Origin of the sequence: Acinetobacter sp. WC-323 (assembly GCF_000314615.1) — a bacterium.
In the GTDB taxonomy this organism is placed as follows: Bacteria; Pseudomonadota; Gammaproteobacteria; order Pseudomonadales; family Moraxellaceae; genus Acinetobacter; species Acinetobacter courvalinii.
Genome location: NZ_AMZS01000060.1, coordinates 1 through 22,298, shown reverse-complemented (window position 1 = coordinate 22,298; position 22,298 = coordinate 1). Strand labels below are relative to the sequence as shown.

20 protein-coding genes are annotated in these 22,298 nt (G+C 41.2%); 12 read left to right on the top strand and 8 right to left on the bottom strand.

Features of this window, described 5'->3' with window-relative positions; all coding sequences use genetic code 11:
- Nucleotides 1–74 precede the first annotated feature (74 nt).
- From ACINWC323_RS04585 to ACINWC323_RS04595, 3 genes are all read right to left on the bottom strand, one after another.
- Complete coding sequence (locus ACINWC323_RS04585) at nucleotides 75–383, bottom strand: type II toxin-antitoxin system RelB/DinJ family antitoxin (protein WP_005229661.1); 309 nt, start codon at nucleotides 381–383, stop codon at nucleotides 75–77.
- 109 nt (nucleotides 384–492) lie between these two features.
- Nucleotides 493–1,392, bottom strand: coding sequence for a pseudouridine synthase (locus tag ACINWC323_RS04590; protein WP_009514553.1), 900 nt, complete (start codon nucleotides 1,390–1,392; stop codon nucleotides 493–495).
- Nucleotides 1,393–1,487: 95 nt separating this feature from the next.
- Nucleotides 1,488–2,000 (bottom strand): hypothetical protein, encoded by a 513-nt coding sequence (locus tag ACINWC323_RS04595; protein ID WP_009514452.1) that lies wholly within the window; start codon nucleotides 1,998–2,000, stop codon nucleotides 1,488–1,490.
- Between the two features lie 113 nt (nucleotides 2,001–2,113).
- Between ACINWC323_RS04595 and tsaE the strand changes: the two genes are divergently transcribed.
- From tsaE to ACINWC323_RS04620, 5 genes are all read left to right on the top strand, one after another.
- A complete protein-coding gene (gene tsaE, locus ACINWC323_RS04600) occupies nucleotides 2,114–2,590 on the top strand; it encodes a tRNA (adenosine(37)-N6)-threonylcarbamoyltransferase complex ATPase subunit type 1 TsaE (RefSeq protein ID WP_009514745.1) in 477 nt (158 codons plus the stop codon).
- A complete protein-coding gene (gene mutL / locus ACINWC323_RS04605; protein WP_009514599.1) occupies nucleotides 2,580–4,526 on the top strand; it encodes a DNA mismatch repair endonuclease MutL in 1,947 nt (648 codons plus the stop codon). The genes tsaE and mutL overlap by 11 nt, the downstream gene beginning before the upstream one ends.
- Before the next feature lie 6 nt (nucleotides 4,527–4,532).
- A complete protein-coding gene (gene miaA, locus ACINWC323_RS04610) occupies nucleotides 4,533–5,477 on the top strand; it encodes a tRNA (adenosine(37)-N6)-dimethylallyltransferase MiaA (RefSeq protein WP_009514679.1) in 945 nt (314 codons plus the stop codon).
- Nucleotides 5,478–5,569: 92 nt separating this feature from the next.
- Entirely contained in the window at nucleotides 5,570–6,085 is a 516-nt protein-coding gene (hfq, locus tag ACINWC323_RS04615) for an RNA chaperone Hfq (protein WP_005229674.1), read from the top strand.
- A gap of 81 nt (nucleotides 6,086–6,166) precedes the next feature.
- Nucleotides 6,167–7,024: an EamA family transporter gene (locus ACINWC323_RS04620; RefSeq protein ID WP_009514489.1), complete on the top strand. Its 858-nt coding sequence runs from the start codon at nucleotides 6,167–6,169 to the stop codon at nucleotides 7,022–7,024.
- Between the two features lie 34 nt (nucleotides 7,025–7,058).
- Here ACINWC323_RS04620 and nfsB read toward each other — a convergent pair whose 3' ends face one another.
- From nfsB to ACINWC323_RS04635, 3 genes are all read right to left on the bottom strand, one after another.
- The gene (nfsB, locus tag ACINWC323_RS04625) at nucleotides 7,059–7,712 is read right to left on the bottom strand and encodes an oxygen-insensitive NAD(P)H nitroreductase (RefSeq protein WP_009514819.1); all 654 of its coding nucleotides are present in this window, start codon (nucleotides 7,710–7,712) and stop codon (nucleotides 7,059–7,061) included.
- A gap of 240 nt (nucleotides 7,713–7,952) precedes the next feature.
- Nucleotides 7,953–8,669 (bottom strand): UDP-2,3-diacylglucosamine diphosphatase, encoded by a 717-nt coding sequence (locus ACINWC323_RS04630; RefSeq protein ID WP_009514524.1) that lies wholly within the window; start codon nucleotides 8,667–8,669, stop codon nucleotides 7,953–7,955.
- A 79-nt stretch (nucleotides 8,670–8,748) separates the two neighbouring features.
- Nucleotides 8,749–9,258 carry a peptidylprolyl isomerase gene (locus tag ACINWC323_RS04635; RefSeq protein ID WP_005229682.1) on the bottom strand — a complete coding sequence of 170 codons (510 nt, stop codon included), beginning with the start codon at nucleotides 9,256–9,258 and terminating at the stop codon, nucleotides 8,749–8,751.
- A gap of 167 nt (nucleotides 9,259–9,425) precedes the next feature.
- Between ACINWC323_RS04635 and ACINWC323_RS04640 the strand changes: the two genes are divergently transcribed.
- Nucleotides 9,426–11,153: a glutamine--tRNA ligase/YqeY domain fusion protein gene (locus tag ACINWC323_RS04640; protein ID WP_009514493.1), complete on the top strand. Its 1,728-nt coding sequence runs from the start codon at nucleotides 9,426–9,428 to the stop codon at nucleotides 11,151–11,153.
- A gap of 411 nt (nucleotides 11,154–11,564) precedes the next feature.
- Here ACINWC323_RS04640 and ACINWC323_RS04645 read toward each other — a convergent pair whose 3' ends face one another.
- Nucleotides 11,565–12,278, bottom strand: coding sequence for a glutamine amidotransferase (locus ACINWC323_RS04645; RefSeq protein WP_009514597.1), 714 nt, complete (start codon nucleotides 12,276–12,278; stop codon nucleotides 11,565–11,567).
- 203 nt (nucleotides 12,279–12,481) lie between these two features.
- Nucleotides 12,482–13,447: an alpha/beta hydrolase gene (locus ACINWC323_RS04650; RefSeq protein ID WP_009514573.1), complete on the bottom strand. Its 966-nt coding sequence runs from the start codon at nucleotides 13,445–13,447 to the stop codon at nucleotides 12,482–12,484.
- A 195-nt stretch (nucleotides 13,448–13,642) separates the two neighbouring features.
- Between ACINWC323_RS04650 and ACINWC323_RS04655 the strand changes: the two genes are divergently transcribed.
- The 6 genes from ACINWC323_RS04655 to ACINWC323_RS04680 form a co-directional block, all read left to right on the top strand.
- Nucleotides 13,643–15,355: a DEAD/DEAH box helicase gene (locus ACINWC323_RS04655; protein ID WP_005229701.1), complete on the top strand. Its 1,713-nt coding sequence runs from the start codon at nucleotides 13,643–13,645 to the stop codon at nucleotides 15,353–15,355.
- 12 nt (nucleotides 15,356–15,367) lie between these two features.
- Entirely contained in the window at nucleotides 15,368–15,730 is a 363-nt protein-coding gene (locus ACINWC323_RS04660) for a 5-carboxymethyl-2-hydroxymuconate Delta-isomerase (RefSeq protein WP_009514520.1), read from the top strand.
- Between the two features lie 229 nt (nucleotides 15,731–15,959).
- Nucleotides 15,960–18,803, top strand: coding sequence for a type VI secretion system Vgr family protein (locus tag ACINWC323_RS04665; protein WP_009514611.1), 2,844 nt, complete (start codon nucleotides 15,960–15,962; stop codon nucleotides 18,801–18,803).
- Nucleotides 18,793–20,346: a hypothetical protein gene (locus ACINWC323_RS04670; RefSeq protein WP_009514639.1), complete on the top strand. Its 1,554-nt coding sequence runs from the start codon at nucleotides 18,793–18,795 to the stop codon at nucleotides 20,344–20,346. Before ACINWC323_RS04665 ends, ACINWC323_RS04670 begins: the two co-directional genes overlap by 11 nt.
- Nucleotides 20,347–20,364: 18 nt before the next feature.
- Entirely contained in the window at nucleotides 20,365–21,483 is a 1,119-nt protein-coding gene (locus tag ACINWC323_RS04675; protein ID WP_009514736.1) for a hypothetical protein, read from the top strand.
- Between the two features lie 49 nt (nucleotides 21,484–21,532).
- On the top strand, nucleotides 21,533–22,298 hold a 766-nt coding region (locus ACINWC323_RS04680; RefSeq protein WP_009514659.1), incomplete at its 3' end, for a hypothetical protein.

The window sequence follows — 22,298 nt, the reverse complement described above, 5'->3', positions numbered from 1 at the left end:
TTTTATTTGGACTGTCAGAATAGCGAAAAAAATTCAGCTTAAAAAATAAAAACTTGTTTATAAATGCAACATTGTTAAGTTTTGTCACTTTCACCCAATAGTGCATTTAGCTCTTCGAATAGATCTTCATGATCATCCTCAATCTCGATCGCAGACGGATTTTCGGCAGATGCAGCAGCTTTGGATTTACGTAACTTAAGCAATTGTTCCATATTAATGTTCTGGTTTTCAATTGCGAAAGGAATCGATTTGGTCAGGACAACCTGTTTAAAGAAAAGACGAACGGCTTGAGCAGGGGAGATACCCAACTGCTTAAAAACGGCAAAAGCCTGTTTCTTTTCCTGAGAATCGAGGCGAACCTGATAAACTTCTGTTTTACGCATAAAAAATGTAACCACATATTTTTAGTTATCGTCATGTATTTTAAACCATTGCAATGTAATTTCAATATTTTTGAGGTGAAAAAATAGAATTTTTGTCATTACGGTGTATCTACAATGTCAGTTCGAAATTTGATTTAAAGTGCATTTGCTGTTGTAACACCGGATCAACAAAACGAATCTCCTTGGCCAACAACTGTAATGGATGGCTGAAATCATCATCTGTTTTATGTGCGACCACTGGATAAAACGGATCATTTAAGATGGGAATGCCAAGAGAGTTGAGGTGGACGCGTAGTTGATGCTGCTTTCCAGTTGTCGGTTTGAGCAGATATTTTGCAAGGTGCTGGTTATGTTCCAGCAACTCGATCAGTGTTTCCGTATTCGGGGGGTTATCAGGATTAATTTGCATGGTGTAAAAGGGCGTTCCCTTTTCCAGATGCAATTGCAAGCTCTGCGGAAAGTTGAGTTCTGCTCGATAGGCAGCAATCGCGTGATAGGTCTTTTGAACTTGGCGTTCGGCAAAAAGCTGCTGATAAATGCCACGGGTTGCGGGTGTTTTGCAGAATAAAACCACACCCGCCGTTTCGCGATCCAGTCGGTGAATAGGAGTGAGCTCAGCATAACCTGTCTGCTTTTTTAATCTTACCAAAAGTGTTTCCTGGACATATTGTCCAGTTGGCGTCATGGTGAGGAAGTGCGGTTTATCGACCACCAGCAAATCTTCATTTTCAAATAAAATTTCATGCTGAAAGGGCACATGGATTTCGTTTGCCAGAAAACGATAATAAAAGATATGGGTATTGGGTGTATAAATGCTGTCGATACCGAGTTTTGTGCCGTCTGCTGCATAGATCAGCCCATCGGCAAAGCGTTGTTGCCATTCTTCGGGCTGGATATGAGGAAAATGCTGGCAGAGATAGTCAAAAATGGTATTTGCACAACGATCATGAGGTAAAAAGACTTTACTCGCGCTGACGCCATTAATGAGAGGTGGAGTGAAAGTTTTCATCAGATTGCATTTTTATATAAAAATAGAGGTGTTAAAGCACTTAAATTTTTGTTTCAATTCAAGTGCTAATTTGAGTGTGTCAAAAGAAGAATAAATTAACTGTCTCGTTTGTACTTAATCAGAACACGGTCAAGATATGCTTCATCAGTAACGACATTTACGGTTCGAACTAGATATTCTCCTACACGTCTTAGATGGTCGGTGATTTTTGTATCTCCATCGTCATAACGGAGTACACAAGCACCATAGGCTTCTTCAATTGGAATTGCCCATTCATTGATATTTGTAGGTTTGAGGTAACACCCTTGTTCGGTCTCTACTAGTACGCCATTAAAAGGAGCGACATCTACTAAGCAACCTTCGTCATTAAACCAATAAACATTAGGGTTTCCTGTCACTTCTTCAGTAAAACTGCCATCTTGTTTTATACATAGAACCAAACCCGAAGTTTCTTGAGCTTCTTCTATAAGTTTGTCATCAAAGCCATTTAACCAGTTTGAAATGCCATTATGATCGGGGCCATCTTTAAGAAATTCAAGATGTGATTCAGGTTGGATTGAGGTGCTTGCAACAAGATGCCATTCACCTGTGATATTTTGATCTGTCATGTGCGTTTTTAACTCTGTTATTGGTTATTGAGGTAAATAGTCGATGGCTTTGATTAGGCTTTGAAGCAGGGCAATGTTATCATAGCCAGCATCCCAATTTTGTTTTATTTGCCATGTCATATTCAGTGAAATTTAACTTAAATCATGAACAAGACACCCAACAGTTTGCACGCATCCTGTCTCAGCATGTGCATTCAGGCATTATTTACTTGATTGGTGATCTGGGTGCTGGCAAGACGACCTTTACCCGTTATTTTTTACAAAATCTCGGCCATAAAGGGTCAGTAAAAAGTCCGACCTATACGCTGGTTGAACCCTATACCATTCAGGGTAAAGAAATTTTCCATTTCGATCTTTATCGTCTGGATGATCCTTATGAATTGGAGTTAATGGGGATTCGTGATTATCTGGAAACGCCCGATGCTTTATTTCTGTTTGAATGGCCATCCAAAGGTGGCGATGAGATTCCAAAGCCGGATATCGTGATTGATATTCAAAAATCAGAGGATGAATTGACCCGGTCTGTCACCTTAACTACAGAATCAGAATCTTTAATTCAAATTTTGCAGGAACAATTGAATGGCGCATGATTCAACCCGTCGTATTCATACCCTTGATGCTGCATTAGCCAACCAGATTGCAGCGGGTGAGGTTATTGAACGTCCTTCATCAGTGGTCAAAGAATTATTAGAAAACTCGATTGATGCGGGCGCAACTGAACTGATTATCCGGATTGCTCAGGGTGGTTCAACCCTGATTGAAATCATTGATAATGGTAACGGAATTCATCCGGAAGATTTACCTTTAGCCGTGATGCGACACGCCACCAGCAAAATTCAGACTGCAGATGATTTACATGCGATTGTGAGTCTGGGCTTTCGCGGCGAGGCCTTGGCTTCGATTGCAGCCGTATCGCGTTTGACCTTGACCAGCAGTCAGGATGAGCAGGGTGTTGGCTATCAGGTTGAAGTGAACGGGACAGCATTTGATCATCAGCAGATTCAGGCGGTGGCGGCCCAGAAAGGGACGCATATTCGGGTGCAGGATTTATTTTTTAATGTGCCTGCACGCCGTAAATTCTTAAAAAAACCGACCACAGAATATAATCATATTGAAGAAATTGTGCGTCGTCTGGCTTTAACCCATTTCGATATCCGATTTGTACTGGAACATAACGATAATATCCGTTTAAACCTGCCGATCGCGGACAGTGGTGAACTACGATATCAGCGGGTGCAACAATTATTGGGACAGCAATTTATCCAGAATGCCTACTGGATTGATTCGGATAGTATTAAAATGCGTTTGTCTGGCTGGCTAGGACATCCATCCGATGCGCGGGCACAGGCCGATTTGCAATATGTGTATGTGAATGGTCGTATTGTGAAGGACAAGACCATTTCGCATGCCTTACGTATGGCCTATGACGGTATTTTGCATGGTCATCAACATTCATCCTATCTGTTATTTTTGGAAGTTGATCCCGAAAATATTGATGTCAATGTGCATCCAACCAAGCATGAAATCCGTTTTCTGAACCAGCGTGAAGTGCATGAGTTTGTCCGGCATTATGCCAAAGCAACTTTGTCGCAATTCCAGACGGCAACAGCTGATCTGGCACAGGCCATGAAAACAGATGGGGCAGATGATAATTTTAATTATCAACCACAGCCAAAATACCAAGAACAATTCAATTTACATCGTGCCGCTGTAGAAGCTGCACCACAGGCCACTCAGCCTGCCGAGGTGTCGACCGATTTGTTGACCGACTTTCATCAGAGTCGCCCGCAGGCGGTACAGTACAATTCAGCCCAAACTCAGCAACCCAAATATAACGGTTCGGCACAATTGAATAATGCCTTGAAAACCTATTTGGCACCTTTGCGTGATGAGTCTGAAACTGCGACTGAAGAAGACAATACACCGTCTCGAGTAGATGAGTTTCCGTTAGGTATTGCGATTGCACAGCTACATGGCATCTACATTCTGGCTCAGAATACGGAAGGCCTGATTATTGTGGACATGCATGCTGCTCATGAGCGGATTCTGTTACAACAAATGAAATCGGCATGGGATAAGCCTGAGTTCTGGACCTCACAGCAATTGCTGATTCCGAAGGTGGTTTCGATCACCCGCATGCAGGCGACGCGGATCGAAGATCTACAGTCACAATTGCAACGTTTAGGTCTGGAAATAGATCAGTATGGCGATGAGCAGGTAATTGTACGTGGTGTTCCTGCGATTTTGCACAAGGCTGACTTTGCTAATCTGATTCCAGAATTATTAAATGATCTGGACCCCAATGATGAGGCGAGAGGTTTATTGCAAAAACGTGATGAGCTTTTGGCGGGCATGGCCTGTCATGGGGCAGTACGTGCCCATCGGCAATTGAGCCTGTCAGAAATGAATGCCTTATTACGTCAAATGGAACAGACCGAATTCGCCAGTCAATGTAATCATGGTCGTCCAACCTGGCGCGCGTTTCCATTGCATCAACTAGATAAATTATTTGCTCGAGGAGAGTAGTTTGACATGTCAAATCAATTGCCCGTGATCAATTTAATGGGGCCTACCGCAAGTGGTAAAACCGCATTGGCATGTGAACTTTACGAGCGTGGTAATTATGAGCTGATTTCGGTGGACTCGGCTTTAGTTTATAAAGATATGGACATTGGTACTGCCAAGCCGACCAAACAAGAGCAAGAGCAGTATCCGCATCATTTAATCGATATTATTACGCCATTAGAAGTATATTCGGCAGCACAATTTGTGGAAGATGTATGTCCATTGATTGATGATATGCATGCGCGTGGCAAGACCCCGATTCTGGTGGGTGGAACCATGCTGTACTTTAAGTCTTTGCTGGAAGGGCTGGCTGATAATCTACCGAATGCAGATCAAAGTATACGCGATGCAATCAGTTCTAAAGCAGAGCAGGAAGGCTGGCAGGCGGTTTATGATGAGCTGGTTGCGGTTGATCCTGTGGCGGGACAAAAGTTTAAAGTATCAGATAAACAGCGGATTATTCGGGCACTGGAAGTGTATCGAATTACCGGTCAACCCATAACAAAATTACAAGCTGAACAACCTAAAAATCAACCATATCGTTACACATTTCATAACTACGCATTGATGCCAGATCGGTTAGAATTACATCAACGCATTGAGCAAAGATTGCGCAAGATGTGGGATATGGGTTTTTTGAATGAAGTAGAGGGGTTGATTGAAAAATACGATTTAAATGAGGATTTACCATCAATGCGGTCTGTCGGTTATCGTCAAGCTTTAGAATTTTTATTAAAAAGTGACTTGTGTCTCGAAAATAAAGTAGAAATGGAGAACAAAGCGCTATTTGCTACAAGGCAATTAGCAAAACGTCAATACACTTGGTTACGTTCTTTGCAAGAAATACACGATTTTAAAACTTACGTGACGATAAAGCAGGCGAAAGAAGACTTGCGAAACTTCTTTGGATAAAGCAAAATTCGCAAGCTGTCTTTTTAATAATTTTTAGTTGAAAAATAAAGATAGTTTTTTTGCGCTGATTTAAAAATTTTTTGGAGTTAAAAATGTCTAAAGGTCAAACTTTACAAGATCCGTTCTTAAATTCTCTCCGTAAAGAACGTATTCCAGTTTCTATTTTCCTTGTAAACGGTATCAAATTGCAGGGACACATTGAGTCATTTGACCAATATGTCGTTTTATTGAAGAACACTGTAAGCCAAATGGTTTATAAACACGCGATTTCTACAGTTGTTCCTGCGCGTAACCCACGTCCAGCTGGTGCTCAAGGCGCTGCAGGTGGCTTCCCGGCTCAAGGCGCTACTGGTGGCTTCGGTGGTCAAGGTTCTACTGGCGGCTTCGGCGGTCAAGGTGGCTTTGGTGGTCAAGGTGGCTTCGGTGGTCAAGGTGGCTTCGGTGGTCAAGGTGGCTTCGGTGGTCAAGGTGGCTTCGGTGGCGGTCAAAGCGGCTTCGGTGGTCAAGGTGGCTTCGGTGGTCAAGGCGGCTTCGGCGGCGGTCATCAAGGTGGCTTTGATGGCGAAACTAAATTTGAAGATGGTCAAGAAGACGAAAATAATCGTTAATTGATCGATGATCTTTAAGAAAATGCCAGTCTTTTAATCGACTGGCATTTTTTTGTGTGTTGAAAAGTTAGAATAAATATTATGGAAATGATTGTTGCTGCGGCATGTTGTAGTGTTCTCGTCTCGATTGTATTGAAATACCTGAAAGCCAAGGGATTTGATGTTTTTCAAATGATTGCATGGAATTATTTAAGTGCAAGCATTTTATGTTATTACTGGTTTAAAACCGATCTTACCCATATTTCTTTCAATCACACACCCTGGTGGCTGATTTTAGTGCTTGCTGTGCTATTGCCGAGTATTTTTTTATGCCTGGCAAAATCATTGCAGTTCGCAGGGATTCTTAAAACAGAAATTGCGCAGCGACTTGCGGTGATTTTGTCATTACTCGCCGCTTATTTTATTTTTGGGGAACAGTTTAGTCAGATCAAATTGATTGGTGTGGTTTTGGGAATCATTGCAATCTTAGCCATTATTATTGGTCAGGCTACGGAGCAGGCCAGTAAAGGCATCAATTTAAAATCTGCGTTGTTTTTATTCAGTGTCTGGGCGGGTTATGCTGCAATTGATGTGCTGCTTAAATACAGCAGTAGTCTGGGGCTTCAATCGGCTGTTACGCTTAACTTGGCCTTTATTGGTGCTTTTATCCTTTCAATCGCATATATCGCGATTACACAGCCGAATTGGCAGCCTAAAAATATTTTCACGGGTTTAGTGCTCGGTGTACTGAATTTTGCCAATATCGCTTTATATGTCAAGGCACATATGCTGTTCAAGGAAACGCCTGCCATTGTTTTTGCGGGTATGAATATTCTGGTGGTGGTATTAGGTGTATTGAGTGGTGTAATCTTCTTTAAAGAACGTTTACAGGCCTATACCTGGATTGGTTTGGTTAGTGGTATTGTTGCGGTACTTTGTTTGGCAAAAGCCATGATGTAAAAAGGGAGTAACCAATACTCCCTTTTTTGAATGCTTATAAACTTGTGAAAATCACGTCATCAGGGAGACGTGATTTAGGCAGTTTGGCATTAAAATCACTGTCACTGCGATAACCTAAGGCCACGATGACCGAGGCTTTTAGACCCTTTTCGGTTAATCCAAATTCCTTATTGATGGTATCTCGATCAAAGCCTTCCATTGGGGTGGCGTCGATGCCTTCCAGACCTGCAGCAAAAAGTAATTGTCCTAATGCCAGATAGGTCTGATTTTCCATCCAGGCAGGCAGATTTTTCAGTTCATTACGATAAAACTCGACATAGCCTTCGCGTGTGGTGCGTTGACCTTGTTTGGCTGTTTCATCTTTAAAACGGCCACTGAGATCATCCTGTTGCAATAACTGTTCTAAATACTCAGCCGAGATATCGGTACGGGTACAAAAGATTAAAGTATGCGAAGAATGAAGCACTTTGGCCGCGTTATATACATAGTTGCCCGTCAAGCCTGATGCGATACGTTGTTTGGCTTCATCTGTCTCAGCAATCAGAAAATGCCATGGCTGGATATTCACAGAAGAAGGGCTGAAACGTAAAATTTCTAAAAGCTTTTCAAACTGCTGTTTTGGAATTTTTTTCTCTGCATCATAAGCTTTGGTTGCATAACGTGTTTTTGCTGTAGCTAAGGTATCCATCCGTCATTCACTCAATTAAAAGTTTCATTTATTTTACTTGATCTCACTGCCGCTGAAAGTAGCTAAATGTGATTTTGATATCGGTTTAAGTCGTATATGCGCTTGATCAGAATGACTAAAACGCTGATCAAGCGTAAGAAGATTAAAGCCTAATATCACGAGAGGAGTGAAATGAATTTAAACATTAAAAAAGTACACAAATAAGAAATAGATAGTTTAGTAACCAAGCTAGTTAAATACTTAATAATTCCACTGTTTAAAATCTAATTGATAATTTTCTTGTGGATTGAGCTCTAAGATCCAGGCTGTATCTTCACGCCAGTCGCCTAATACAATACGCTGCTTATTTTGCAGTTGATGGATTTCAGGACGATGAGTATGACCATGAATTAAATAATCAACCTGTTCAATCACAGATTCTACGGCTTGAGCATTCACATCCATGATGTCGTAACTTTTTAGCTGTTTGGTTGCACTACTTTTTTTACGGAAACCGTTAGCAAGTTTTTGCCTAAAACTGAGCGGCGTTCGTTTTATTAGGCCTAATAACACTGGATTACGAATCACTTTGCGGAAACGCTGGTAAGCCACATCATCGGTACATAAGGCATCGCCATGTTCCAGTCGAAATTTAATGTGATGAATTTCCAGAGTATAAACATCGGGCAGTAAAATAGCGTTGAATTGGTCCAAGAATTTTTGGCCTAAGGCAAAATCACGATTACCGACTTGGAAGTAAATCTGATTACCAGCAGCAGAAAAGGATTGTAGGGCAGTGACAATTTCATCCAGCCACGGTGCAGTGTAATCATCGCCAATCCAGGCATTAAACCAGTCACCTAAAATATAGAGCTGGGTATTTTTATTCTTGTATTCGTCCAGTAAAGCCAAAAACCCTCGAACGAGTCGAGGGTGATCAGGTGACAAGTGTAAATCTGAGATAAACAGATAGGTCACATTTTTATCCTTTTTAATCTCCCTAAATCCCTCTTTAACAAAGAGGGACCTGCGTAGCGATGCTACTCAGGAGAGATTATTATTCAGAAATAATTTTAGCAGATTCAATCACAACGTTTTCTAAAGGAACGTCAGCGTGGTAACCACGGTTACCTGTACGAACGCCTTTAATTGCTTCAACAACGTCCATGCCTTCAACGACTTTACCGAATACAGCGTAACCCCAGCCTTGAGCTGTTTTACCCGTGTGGTTCAAGAACGAGTTGTTTTTAACGTTAATGAAGAATTGAGCAGAAGCAGAGTGCGGAGCTTGAGTACGCGCCATTGCAATTGTGCCTTCATCGTTGCTTAAGCCGTTGTCAGCTTCGTTTTCGATTGAATCACGCGTTGCTTTCTCTTTGAAGTTTTCGTCCATGCCACCGCCCTGGATCATAAAACCATCAATCACACGGTGGAAAATTACGCCGTCATAGAAACCGTCACGTACATATTCTAAGAAATTTGCAACCGTTTTTGGTGCTTTTTCAGCGTTAAGCTCAAGAACAATACGACCTTTGTTGGTGTTTAATTCGACTTGAGGAAAACTCATTACATTAATCTCCTAAACATGGGCAAATTGACCATGGGTTTTTGGTTGAGAGAAGCATAAGCAAACTGTAAACTACAAGGCAAGTAAAAAACGTTAAAATCTTTCATAAATAGTAAAGATTGCGTTTTTATTTCCCATTTTTAACTGTAAGAAGTGATTTACACCCTATGAAGCCAAATGATGTTGTTTCAGAACTGCCAAAGACCCCGACGCCGAATACTCAAGCCTCTGTCGATGCTGCGCAGCAAGAACAACAGGCAGGCTTAGATTTTGTTCGTCAAGTCATTACTGATGATTTAAAAGAAGGTCGTACCCAAAAAGTGGTGACACGTTTCCCGCCTGAGCCAAATGGTTACTTGCATATTGGTCATGTGAAAGCGATTTGTTTGAACTTTGGGATTGCTGAAGAATTCGATGGCTTATGTAATTTGCGTTTTGACGATACTAACCCGGATGCTGAAGAACAAGAATATGTTGATGGTATTGCCAACGACGTAAAATGGTTAGGCTTTAACTGGGATGGCGAGCCACGTTATGCATCTGGTTATTTTGATCAGTTATATGCATGGGCCGTTCAGTTAATTGAACAAGGTGATGCCTATGTGGATTTGCAAACTCCAGAGGAAATCAAGCTAAACCGCGGTAATTTCGTTGAACCTGGTAAAAACTCACCTTATCGTGATGCAACAATTGCTGAGAACCTGGCACGCTTTGAACAAATGCGTAATGGTGAAATCCAAGAGGGCGGCGCTGTACTCCGTGCCAAAATTGATATGGCCAGCCCGAATGTGCATATGCGTGATCCGATTCTTTATCGTGTATTGCATTCAGAGCATCACCAAACCGGTGATAAATGGAAAATGTATCCAATGTATGACTATGCTCACCCATTGTCAGACGCAATTGAGGGCATTACCCATTCACTCTGTACCCTAGAGTTTCAGGACCACCGTCCATTCTATGACTGGATTGTCGAGAAAGTTCATTCGCAGGCAGTACCACGTCAGTACGAGTCTTCTCGTTTAAATGTCGACTATACCATTACCTCTAAACGTAAATTGCGTAAACTGGTTGAAGGCAACTATGTACACGGCTGGGATGATCCACGTATGCCAACCGTGGTGGGGATGCGTCGCCGAGGTTTCACCCCTGAAGGCTTGCGTGATTTCTGTAAGCGTGTTGGCGTTTCAAAAACCGATGGTATTGTCGATGTGGCGATGCTTGAGTTCTGTATTCGTCAGTCATTGGAAAATGCTGCAGCACGCGGTATGGCAGTATTGAACCCACTTAAAGTTACGCTTACCAACTTACCTGAAGAATTGGAACTTACTCATGCACGTCATCCGAACGTGGATATGGGCGAACGCATTATTCCGTTAACGCGTGAACTTTATATTGATCGTAAAGATTTTGAAGAAGTACCGCCTAAAGGCTTTAAGCGTCTGATTCCTGAGGGTGAGGTGCGTTTACGCCATGCCTATGTGATCAAATGTGATGAAGTGATTAAAGATGCCAATGGTGAAGTGGTTGAGCTTAAATGCTCGATTGATCCAGAAACTTTAGGCAAGAATCCTGAAGGTCGTAAGGTGAAAGGTGTGGTTCATTGGGTTTCTGCGACCAAAGGTGTCCCGGCTGAAGTTCGCATTTATGATCGTTTGTTTAACGAAGCCGCACCAGATGCTGATGATGACTTTTTGGCTCATCTGAATCCAGAATCATTAAAAGTGGTTCAGGCCGTGATTGAACCTGCTTTGGCACAAGCAAAACCTGAAGATCGTTTCCAGTTTGAACGTGAAGGTTACTTTGTGGCGGATCAGCATGATCACCAAGCAGAAAAACCGGTGTTTAACCGTATTCTTGACTTGAAAGATAGCTTTAAAGCCGACAAGAAGTAACAGTAAAAGGGCCTAAATAGATTAGGCCCTTTTTAATTGGACATGATTAAAGCGGATTGACTTGGTAGAAATAAACCAATAGCACAATGAGTAAAACGGAAGCCAAGACTAAATACGTATTCAACGTATGAAAACTTTTGATGAATTTTAATATAACCATTTTTCTCAATCACAAAAATATTATTAATCGTTTGGCAATAACTGCATATTCCTTGAACAGTAGAGTGAATTAGATTTTCTTTCAATATTTCAGCTCTTATAGGGCTATATTTGTCCCAAAACGTATTTATTTTCTGTCTAAAGTGTATTTATTTATGTGTTCTAATTCATATTTTCTTATTTTTAGGCGTAAAAGAAGTGCTTTAAAAATTAAAGCACTTGAAATGAGTATGGTTAGGGAGGTTTTGAAAATTATGCGTTTGCTAAGTTATTTAAAAAGTGTTGCACGACTTTTGCAGTCTGTTGTTCCAGTTGCATGGCATATGCCAAATTATCTGCTCTGAGTTGAGGGATAGATAATCCGGCATGACGTATTTCACAGGTATGGCCAATCAGCCATTTTTCAAAATTCTGTCCGACCACTTCAAGATGGAATTGTAAGGCCAGAATATTATTGCCGACAGAAAAGGCCTGATTCGGATAGATTGCCGAACTTGCCAGTAATGTTGCATGCTCAGGTAAATCAAAGGTATCACCATGCCAGTGCAATACTTCTACATGCTCAAGTGATGCTAGCGGATTATTTGCAACCGCTTTGATCTCTAGCTGACTCCAGCCAATTTCCTTTTGCTGCCCTGCATAAACTTTTGCACCTAATGCATGTGCAATCAATTGTGCGCCTAAGCAAATGCCGAGGGTGGGTTTATTGGCTTTCAGGCGTTGTTTCAATCCGGCAATTTCATCGAGCAGAAAAGGATAATCTTCGGTTTCATATACCCCAATTGGTCCACCCAAGATTACAGTGAGGCCTTCATAATTCAGGGCCGGACTGAGATCATCGACACCTGCTTCAAAATACCGTACACGAAAACCGAGCTGATAAAAGACATCTTCTAAAGTACCCAGATCTTCAAAGGCAAGATGTTGAATCACATTGACGGTTTTCATAAAGGTGGACTTTGCCATTATCGCGTACCAAGGATGGATAGAGGAAACTTGTGCATCTTAAAACATTTATACCGCAGATGTCCTCATCCTGTCTCAAGTTGTAGCAAGAAGCGCATATTTTAAAGATATGCTCGTAGAATGGCCTGTTTGTTTGGAGTTATTGACTGCAAGGCAGATGCTCAGACGTTATCGTGACTGCTGAGCATCATAAGCTCATGTGATTATTTAATTTTTTCTGCCAGCCAGTCAAACAGTGCTTGATAGACTTTTTCCCGTACCGGTGGGGCTGAAAGCACAAGGTCATGTAAACCATTGTGAATCGCTAGAGTTTGTACATCACCTTTCATTTTTTTGGCATTCTGTGTCATATCTTTGACATCCAGAATGACATCACTCTGCTGTGCATCAATATCCCATTTTCTCGGATTGTTGGATTGATGTGAGTGCATGATCAAGGTTGGAACACTTAAGCTCACGCCTTGATGAATTTCTTTTTGTGCTTCGTGAATCGCGGTCACAAAGCTTAAATTCACAAAGGGCATGGTTTTCGGTTTCCAGTCTAAATTGAAATCCCATTCTCCATAGAAATCTTGATGTAAGCTTGGGGTGTACCATGGATTGAGACCACTTGGGAACTTCGCCTTTGGTAGTCTTTTACCAACTTCACTGAGCAAGGGAATGCCGAGTTTTTTCTCGAGGGTACTTTTGTAGAAATCATAAAATGGACTGTTGGCCCATACCGCTTTAATTAGACGGTGATCCGGATAATGTGCCGCATAAAGTGTCGCAATCAGGCCGCCAGTCGAATGCCCAGCCAATACCACCTGTTGATGATTTTCCTGACCAATGACTTCTAAGGCTTTGCTGATTTCGGCATCGTATTCGCGTAAATCAAGTACATAGTAGAATTTCTGATGGGGCAGTCTGGAACGACCATATTTTCTCAGGTCCAGTGCATAGAAATCATAACCATGCTGGTTAAACTGTTCTGCCATTTCTTTTTGAAAGAAATAATCGGCAAATCCATGAATATATAAAACTGCTTTTTTTGTGGTCTGAGCAGCTTTCTTGCGTACCAGCGTGGCTACAACTTTCCCATCATAATCATCAGCGAAATTCAAGGTCAGTTGCTGATAATCTTCACCTAGTATATCTGGCTGATAAGTATAAAGATTTGAAGTCGTCATTTTTATAGATCAAGTCTGAATTCATTAATAAATACCTTAAATGAAAACCTCTGGATGTCAACGTAAATATACGATCTCAGCAGTTGAGTCACGGATCATCATTTCATGTTAGAGCGCAGATTGGGACTGGATTGCATTTTTATTTTTACTAAAAAATCGTTAAGCTATGTGCTGTTGTTTTTGACTGAAGAAATTATGAAACAAGAGACTGCACTGAAGTTACTTAAAGCTGGGGAAAATGTTTTTTTGACGGGTTCAGCTGGTGCAGGAAAAACCTATACGCTTAATCAGTACATTCATTATTTAAAAGCACGTAAAGTTCCGGTTGCGATTACCGCATCGACCGGTATTGCGGCAACGCATATGAACGGGATGACGATTCATACCTGGGCGGGTATCGGGATTAAGGACAGCTTGAGTGATGATGATCTCAAGCGTATGAAAGAGCGTAAATATTTAAAAGAGCATTTGGAAAATGCCCAAGTTCTGATTATTGACGAGATTTCCATGTTGCATGCCAAGCAGCTAAATCTGGTGAATCAGGTCTTAAAATACTTTAAAGAAAGTGATGAAGCCTTTGGTGGCATTCAGGTGATTGTGGCTGGAGATTTCTTCCAGTTACCGCCTGTGGGCAGAAAAGATGAAAACAATCGTGATAAATTCTGTTTTATGTCCGATGCCTGGGTCGAAGCCAAATTCCGGGTCTGTTATTTAACTGAACAACATCGTCAGGATGACGAGATTCTTAACCAGATTCTGAATGCGATTCGGGCGCAAAGTATTCAGGACAATCATATCTCGGCCTTACATCAGTCACGCCAGCATGATATTGGGGAAACCTTTACCCGGTTGTACACGCATAATATGGATGTGGATAATATTAACTATCAGCATCTCAATGAAATCGACAACGAAAGTCATCAATTTAATGCAGTGCTGGACGGTAATGAAAAGTTAATTGAAACCCTGAAATCCTCAGTCCGTGCGCCAGAAGAATTGACCCTTAAAAAACATGCCAAAGTAATGTTCGTCAAAAATAACTTTGATATGGGGTATATCAATGGCAGCTTGGGCGAAGTCATTGGCTTTGAAGAAGATGATAAGCAAGGTATTTTGCCGAAAGTCAAATTGACCGATGGCACCACTTTCCTGGTTGAGCCAGAAACATGGTCAATCGAAAATGAAGCAGGTAAGGTGATTGCCAGTTATCAGCAGATTCCTTTACGTCTGGCTTGGGCCATTACCATTCATAAAAGCCAAGGCATGACGCTGGAAGCGGCAGAAATCAATTTAAGCCATACCTTTGAGAAAGGTCAGGGCTATGTGGCTTTATCCCGCTTAAAGTCACTGACAGGTTTGAAATTATTGGGCTTTAATGAGCAGGCACTGGAACTGGATAGTCTGGCCATTAAAGCTGATCGCCGTTTTCAGGAACTGTCTGCCGAAGCGGAAGCCAACTTTGAAAATATTGATCTCACGACCCAGCACAATGCCTTTATTCGTCATTGTGGCGGTACGCTGAACGCGACTGAAATCGCACGCAATGAGAAGAAAATTGCCAAAGGCGGCAAGCAGAATTACGCTGCTGCGACGTTAGATGAAACCCGTGCTTTATTTGAAGGCGGTTATGAAATTGAAGATATTGCGCATGAGCGTGGTTTAACGCCTGCCACGATTATCAATCATCTGGCGCGACTGCATAAGGAGCAGGGGCTGGATATTTCGGTGGCCAATCCTGGTGATGAAGTGGTTGAAGAAGTGCGCAAGATTTATAAACGCTTGCATAAGCGTAAAAATCCGGAACATTTTACCGATGATGGTGCAATCAAGTTGCGTCCCATCGTGGAAGCCACCAGCCCGCGTATGGCCTATGATCAGGTTCGTCTGGCTTTACTGTTTATTGAATAGGACAAATCAAACATGCCTCATCTCGTTGCCAACTATTCAGCCAATCTGACCGAACTGGATCAGCACACATTGCTCAGCAGTGTCAATTCGGCATTGATTGCAACCCAGCTGTTTAGCCCGAATGATGTAAAGTCGCGTATTTTTAAAGATGAGGCCTTTTTGATTGGAATGGGCGAAACGCAAGATGCCTATATCCATTTAAAGCTGTATTTGCTCAGCGGTAGAACTGCGGCACAAAAGCAGGATTTAGGCAGCATCTTATTGGCGATACTGGAACAAAAGACCTATCTGCCAGTAGAGAATCAATCACCGTTACAGCTATGTGTGGAAGTAATTGATATGCCAAGCGAATATTATTTTAAGGCAAGCATTTAATTTTATCTGAATCAACTGCACTTGAGTGCACAGGTGAAGTTGATTCATTTTTGAATAAAAAATATTCCTGATTTTTTAGACTTATCCGTACAGTGAGCTATGTTTTTATTTTCTCAGATGATTTTGTTCATGGGCAGAAAAGCTGGTAAGGGCGTAACATTAAAAATATAGACAAGTATGTATGCTGTTTATAAAATGCGCGAAATTTTATTAAATAATCTATAAAAAGATGCTGAAAAATATCTTTCAAGCTTTAGAGACTTTAGGGCTGAACGCGCAAAAACGTGCGATCCATGCTCAGTTCTCCAACTCATCTTTAAATGATCAAGTATTCTTACAATATGTAGAAGGCACTCATCAGCTCAATCAGGGCATTGAGCTTCAACTGCTCTGTCTTTCGACCAGTGCCGTCATTCCATTAAAAAGTTTTATTGGCAGTCAGGTTGCCATTGATATTGTGACTGATCGCGCTGAACTGACCCGTATCACCGGTATCGTGACCCAGGCTGATGTTGGTGCGAGCGATGGTTCGCTCACCCTGTATAAACTCGGCGTACAAGACCCGACAGCTTTATGGACGCATCGACGTAATAGCCGTGTATTTATGGCCAAATCAGTTCCAGATGTCATCCAGACCATCTTTAAGGAATGGCAGTCTAAAAGTCCGTTATTTGCAGCCAGTTTGACTCTGGATGTCAGCGGACTTAGCAAAGACTATGATGTCCGTCCTTTTATTATGCAGAGTAATGAAAGCGATTATGACTTTCTGACCCGTTTGATGCGGAGTGAAGGGATTAACTGGCTGATTGATGAAGCCCAGTTAAAAGTTGCCAGCTCAAGTGAGCAGATTCAGGCCCAGAAACTCAGACTGATTGATGATAATAGTCAATATAACGCTTTGGATCGCCGTCATATCCGTTTTCATCGCAGTAGCGCCACGGAAACACAGGACAGTATCACGGCATTCGTCGCCCAGCGTACATTACAACCTGGCGCGGTCCATGTACAACGTTGGCAGGCCGATGCTTTGGAACAGGAAGAAGGTGCGGGTAGTGTTCAGAGTAAGCATCAACATAGTGACCAACATGATAACCAGCAACTGGCGCTGGAACAGGCATGGCATTTTTCACCGGCCTGGATTCAGGACCTGAATGGTGAAGATGGCACCACCAAAGCAGGCAATGCCCAGATCGAAAAACTGAATCAGAATTTAGGACAATACTACGATGCTCAGGCCAAGCAGTTTGTTGCAAATTCGACAGTTCGGGATGCGCAGGTCGGTTACTGGTTTGAATTGAATGAACATCCTGAAATTGATCAGCATCAGGGCGCAGACAAAGAATTTTTAATTACCTCAAAACGCTTTTATAACCAGAATAATTTACCCAAGGACCTGACAGATCAGGTTCATGCCTTACTTCAGCACAGTCATTGGCCGTTAAAAGGCTTGAGTGCAGCACAGGCCGACGAACGTCAGGCAAATCAGCTGACGCTACAACGCCGTAATATGGCATTGGTGCCAGAATACAACCCTTTGCAGCATCGACCAGCAGCCCATCCACAACGCGCTCGCGTGGTGGGACCGAGTGGTGATGAGATCCATGTAGATGAATGGGGACGCATTAAAGTCCGCTTCCTGTTTACCCGTACAGAGGACCATAGCCACGATGGTGGTGCAGGGGCAAACGACAACGACACCGATTCAGCCTGGATCGATGTGCTGACGCCGTGGGCAGGTGAAGGTTATGGTGCACGTTTCTTGCCACGTATCGGTGAGATTGTTGTGATCAACTTCTTTGACGGCAATATTGATCGTCCCTATGTGGTGGGGAGGATTAATGAAGCAAAACGGAGTCCAACCAGGTTTGACAATGCCGGCAAGCTGCCAGATACCAAGAAACTGGCAGGAATCAAGTCTAAGGAATATCAAGGTGAAGGCTTTAACCAACTGCGTTTTGATGACACCACGGGACAAATCAGTGCACAACTACAAAGCAGTCATGCTGCCAGCCAGCTGAATCTCGGTAAACTGAGCCACCCAAAGGACAAGGCTGAAAGTGAGGACCGTGGTGAAGGTTTTGAACTGCGTACCGATCAATGGGGAGCCCTACGTGCAGGGCAAGGTTTGTTGCTGAGTACGCAGAAACAGGATCAGGCGCAAGGCGAGCATCTTGATGCACAACCTGCCAAACAGCAGCTTGAAGGTAATCAAAGCAATGCCAAAGCCTTAAGCGAAGTTGCCAAGAACCAACAGACTGACGAAATTGAATCGGTTGAACAATTGAAAGCATTTGCCGAACAGATAGAAGCAAAAATTGCCAGATTTAATAAAGCTTTATTGCTACTGAGTTCACCGGCGGGGATTGGCCTGAGTACCCATGAAGATATTCATGTTTCTGCGGATGGACAGATTAATCAGCTGGCGGGCGATAGCATTAACCTGAGCACGCAAAAGAACCTGATTACGCATGCGCAAAATCGAATTAGTCTGTTTGCGGCACAGAATGGGATCAAGCAGGTGGCTGCGAAAGGTAAGTTTGAAGCGCATGCCCAATCGGAGGGTATGGATTTACTGGCCAAGCAAGGCATCCAGATTATCTCGACCGAAGATCGTATAGAAATCACCAGTCCAAAAGAAATTGTAATTACAGCGGGTGGTTCGCAAATCAAGCTCAATGGCTCAGGGATTTTTCCGACCACAGGTGGCAAGTTTGAGGTGAAGGCGGGGCAGCATTTGTTTATGGGCGGGGCGAATGTTCAGTTAACACCAATAACTTTACCAGGCGCTGATATAAAAAATTGGATTGAATTAGATTATCTTGACCCTGAAACAAGAAAGGGTATCGCAAATAATGGCTATAAAATTTTCTTCAAAAATGGAACAACATTAGCAGGAAAACTAGATGCTAATGGATTTGCTAGGCATGAAAATGTACCACCTGAAACGATAAAAAAAGTAGTATATGAAACTCAAGAAGGTAAAGAAAAAATTGCCAATCCATTAGAAGAGTTATTAGAAATTGAAGACGACTCATCAATCCGTAGTTATGGGGATGTAAATAATGGCGAATAGTATTCCTAATGCTACGCAAGCTAGAGATGCATTGGCTTGGATGACTGGTGAACAAAAAGATATTCAAGAGGAAAAAAGTATATGGGAGTGGATGGTAGAAGCCATTGAAGGAGACTTCAATGATAATCGTAGTACAGGGCAAATTGTATTTGATGCTGCAATTTCCATGATCCCATTTGTGGATCAGATATGTGATGTCCGTGATTTAGTGGCAAATTGTAAGAAGTTAAATGAAGATATTTCAGATCAGTGGGCTTGGGTCGCTTTAGCACTTACTTTAATTGGTTTATTTCCAAGCCTAGGGAGTTTGGTTAAAGGGGTCCTAAAAATATTCTTCTTGTTTGTAAGGCGAAGCGGGGGCAAAGCCGTTGTTAAAGCTGTCGATTCAGCTATGACATGGGTTATTACTTTTTTAAGAAAAAAACAAGTACAAGATTATATTAAAAAATATCTACCGAACGTAGATATTCTTATTTATTTAAAGAATGAAATTATAAAAGTAAAAAATAAGCTTAGTGCAAAGGAGTTGTTGGCTGCTTTTGACCGAGGAATTCAGCTATTGGATAACTTAACAAATAAGGCCAAATATATTCCTGGTCTAAAAGATAAAATTAGAAATACTGTCGCTATTGTGAGAAAAATTAGAAATGCTGCTGATGCCCCATTGGCAAAAGCTTTGGCACCACTTAATGATGCTTTAGCAAGAGTTATTTATAGATTAGATATGGAGTCATATCTACAAAGAACAGCAGTGAGAAATACTACTAATGTTCACTTTAGAGGTACATTACCGGAAGCGCGTGCCATTACTTTAATGCGTACTAAAAAGCCACGTCCAACTTGGTTAAGCAAAGGAAGTATGAAAAATAAGCCATTGAGACCTAGTGACTATAGAAGTGATATAGATAAAAAAGTCAAAGAAGGATATCCTTCTTTAGCTGACTATAATATTGAATCTTTTAGTAAAATATCTGCAGATATTATTTCAGGACCTGCCAGATTATACCGGGTAACTTCACCTGCAAATGGTGCGTTTGGTGAGTGTTGGGTTACAGAAGAAGTCTTCGTTAAAATTAAGAATAGTCCTGATCCGAAAGCGGCTTGGCGAAAATATTTAGCGGTTTGGCCAGACTGGAATGCGAATGGGCAGTTTGTAATTTACGATATTCCTGTTGGTCAATCTATTAAGGTATGGCGAGGCCCAGCTTCAAGTCAGACAAAAGATGCTTTAAGAAAAGAAACCTATCATTTAGAAGGGGGCTGGGAGCAGATTATTTTTAGAAAGGGAGAGTATGATGATACCTTCTACTACCCTATAGATAGTTACGGACGTTTATCGCTTAAATCCCCAAAAAGTCGAGATGCTTATAATAGTCTGTCTCCAGCCGAGAAAGCGAAATATCAGGCAGTTCGAAGCAAAATTAAAGAACCGAATCTTCATGGTCCTTATGATACGAATTGGGGAATGACGGATTTTGATGAGCAGTTAAAAGATGTCAGAATTGGTCTTCCAAATATATCTGGACAAGTTATTAATAGATAAAATTAAGAGATTGTTATAATGCAGAATACAGAACAGCAATTGACTCGTTTTCAAAAGCAATCAATTGCTTTGTTATATTATTTTACTTCACGGCCTTATTTGGAAATGTTGCTGACCAAACTGGAAGATTTGATTCAGTATACTGGTGGTGTAATTGATTTGGCTGATCAGCAGTATCGTGACCGTGTTCTATTGCAAGAAGGTTGGGGAATGGGTGATACCTCAGCCAATTGGAGTACCTATGCTTTCCCATCTTTACTCGATTTTAGAATAGGGTTAATTAGAATAATTGAAGAAACAAAATTAGATGAATATGGTTGGACACCTGCATATAATACAGCACGTATGTTGGGCGAGTTTCGACCTAATTGGATGTCAGAAGAAGAAGAAGCTGATTTTAAAATGCGTTTTGATGAATTATATAGATTATGTAGTTATTATGATTCTTGTGTTAAGCCTCCAAGATCATGGACTTTATATAGTTTATTTGAAGTGATTAAAGAGCTTGGAATTTTTGATCATAAAGTCCCAAAGCTTAGAGTTCATACAGATATACGTATAAATAGTGAGGAATCTATTTATAGGACGGGCGTTTATATCCCTGTAGGCGATCAATTGGGTACACCACAATTTGCTTGGACTTACCGTGATGAAAGTGGTTTTGAGGGTGGGCAATTGGAAGAATGTGAAACATTAAATGCTTTAGGTAAGAAGTTATTTTCTAAGTTTAATGAATATACAGCCTGGACTCCATCTGAAGAACTAAGAACATTCGCAATTGAAAATATTAAAAAGAAGAAAATAGATGACGATTTTGGTTATGTAAAGTTTGATTATGACACCCAATTAAGATTAGCCCCAGAGCTGATTGCAAGAAATGCATTTACTGGCTTTGACTGTAGTTGGTACTTTGTTGAATTGGTTGATGGTGAGTTTGAGGATATTGGTGGAGAGGAGATAGATGTTTTTGCTACACCTGATTTAAAAGTTATAGGTGGCGAGCTATGCCCAAGAACAGGTTATTGGATTTTATCTAGCCAAAAGGAGAAGCGCTTGTATTTTACTAAGGGAACATTAATTCCGAAATATAATAAAGACTGGGGTGAGGAATATTGGATCTTTGATGGTGAAGAATAACTAATATGCCCTTCTGGGCATTTAAAATTTTGAGATTTATATAATTCAAATGATTGATTTAAATAAACTAGAGCTATTTCCAAGGGAAATCTATTTATTAGAGCAATTTCTTTCTTATGATTATTACTATAAAACGGTAAAGTTATGGGAGGAGCTGATTCAATATGCTGAAGGATTATTAGTCAAATATAGTGCTCATTTAGCACCCGATCATCGTGCCCAACATCCATCCCATCAAGCCGACTATGTGTGGGGAACCATCGTACTACCAAATTTTAAAGGAGTCCTCCATCATTTAGTTGATGGCTTGGATGACTTAAAAGAGGGCTTTTTGCCTATATTAAGAAGAATGAATGGCATTCGTAATGCTCTTATTGCTCAATGGAGAGATTATCCCTATGACTGGATGGATCATGTTGAAAAAGGCTCGGCTGCTATTTATAAAGCTAAACAGGATATTGTATCAATAAGAGCTAATAATACCTTTATTGCAAGTGATTACTATGACTCGCAATGGGACTATAAAGATCTATTAAAAAATGATCTATATAAAAGAAATGTGGGTATAGAGTATCCTCCAATATTACCTAAATATTATTTAAATCCTAATATAAGTGTAAAAACTGATGAACCAATTATGGTGACAGGTTTTTATCGATCTACTGAACCATATTCAGCATGTAAGTTTCTGATACATGAAGAAAAAATGTCAGCTAAGCATCCTGAAGACTGGAAATTAGCTCCAGCGGTTCAGTGTTTTAAAACGAATCCTGACCTTTTTACGACACCAGATACAATTGAAAATTCAGAAGAAG

What these genes read in the sequence shown, in the direction of transcription:
- ACINWC323_RS04640 (WP_009514493.1), top strand. Translation starts at nt 9,426, where the DNA reads ATGAAGCCAAATGATGTTGTTTCAGAACTGCCAAAGACCCCGACGCCG.
- ACINWC323_RS04620 (WP_009514489.1), top strand. Translation starts at nt 6,167, where the DNA reads ATGGAAATGATTGTTGCTGCGGCATGTTGTAGTGTTCTCGTCTCGATT.
- ACINWC323_RS04675 (WP_009514736.1), top strand. Translation starts at nt 20,365, where the DNA reads ATGCAGAATACAGAACAGCAATTGACTCGTTTTCAAAAGCAATCAATT.
- ACINWC323_RS04635 (WP_005229682.1), bottom strand. Translation starts at nt 9,258, where the DNA reads ATGAGTTTTCCTCAAGTCGAATTAAACACCAACAAAGGTCGTATTGTT.
- hfq (WP_005229674.1), top strand. Translation starts at nt 5,570, where the DNA reads ATGTCTAAAGGTCAAACTTTACAAGATCCGTTCTTAAATTCTCTCCGT.
- ACINWC323_RS04595 (WP_009514452.1), bottom strand. Translation starts at nt 2,000, where the DNA reads ATGACAGATCAAAATATCACAGGTGAATGGCATCTTGTTGCAAGCACC.
- miaA (WP_009514679.1), top strand. Translation starts at nt 4,533, where the DNA reads ATGTCAAATCAATTGCCCGTGATCAATTTAATGGGGCCTACCGCAAGT.
- ACINWC323_RS04670 (WP_009514639.1), top strand. Translation starts at nt 18,793, where the DNA reads ATGGCGAATAGTATTCCTAATGCTACGCAAGCTAGAGATGCATTGGCT.
- nfsB (WP_009514819.1), bottom strand. Translation starts at nt 7,712, where the DNA reads ATGGATACCTTAGCTACAGCAAAAACACGTTATGCAACCAAAGCTTAT.
- ACINWC323_RS04650 (WP_009514573.1), bottom strand. Translation starts at nt 13,447, where the DNA reads ATGACGACTTCAAATCTTTATACTTATCAGCCAGATATACTAGGTGAA.
- ACINWC323_RS04655 (WP_005229701.1), top strand. Translation starts at nt 13,643, where the DNA reads ATGAAACAAGAGACTGCACTGAAGTTACTTAAAGCTGGGGAAAATGTT.
- tsaE (WP_009514745.1), top strand. Translation starts at nt 2,114, where the DNA reads ATGTCATATTCAGTGAAATTTAACTTAAATCATGAACAAGACACCCAA.
- ACINWC323_RS04665 (WP_009514611.1), top strand. Translation starts at nt 15,960, where the DNA reads ATGCTGAAAAATATCTTTCAAGCTTTAGAGACTTTAGGGCTGAACGCG.
- ACINWC323_RS04645 (WP_009514597.1), bottom strand. Translation starts at nt 12,278, where the DNA reads ATGGCAAAGTCCACCTTTATGAAAACCGTCAATGTGATTCAACATCTT.
- ACINWC323_RS04585 (WP_005229661.1), bottom strand. Translation starts at nt 383, where the DNA reads ATGCGTAAAACAGAAGTTTATCAGGTTCGCCTCGATTCTCAGGAAAAG.
- mutL (WP_009514599.1), top strand. Translation starts at nt 2,580, where the DNA reads ATGGCGCATGATTCAACCCGTCGTATTCATACCCTTGATGCTGCATTA.
- ACINWC323_RS04660 (WP_009514520.1), top strand. Translation starts at nt 15,368, where the DNA reads ATGCCTCATCTCGTTGCCAACTATTCAGCCAATCTGACCGAACTGGAT.
- ACINWC323_RS04590 (WP_009514553.1), bottom strand. Translation starts at nt 1,392, where the DNA reads ATGAAAACTTTCACTCCACCTCTCATTAATGGCGTCAGCGCGAGTAAA.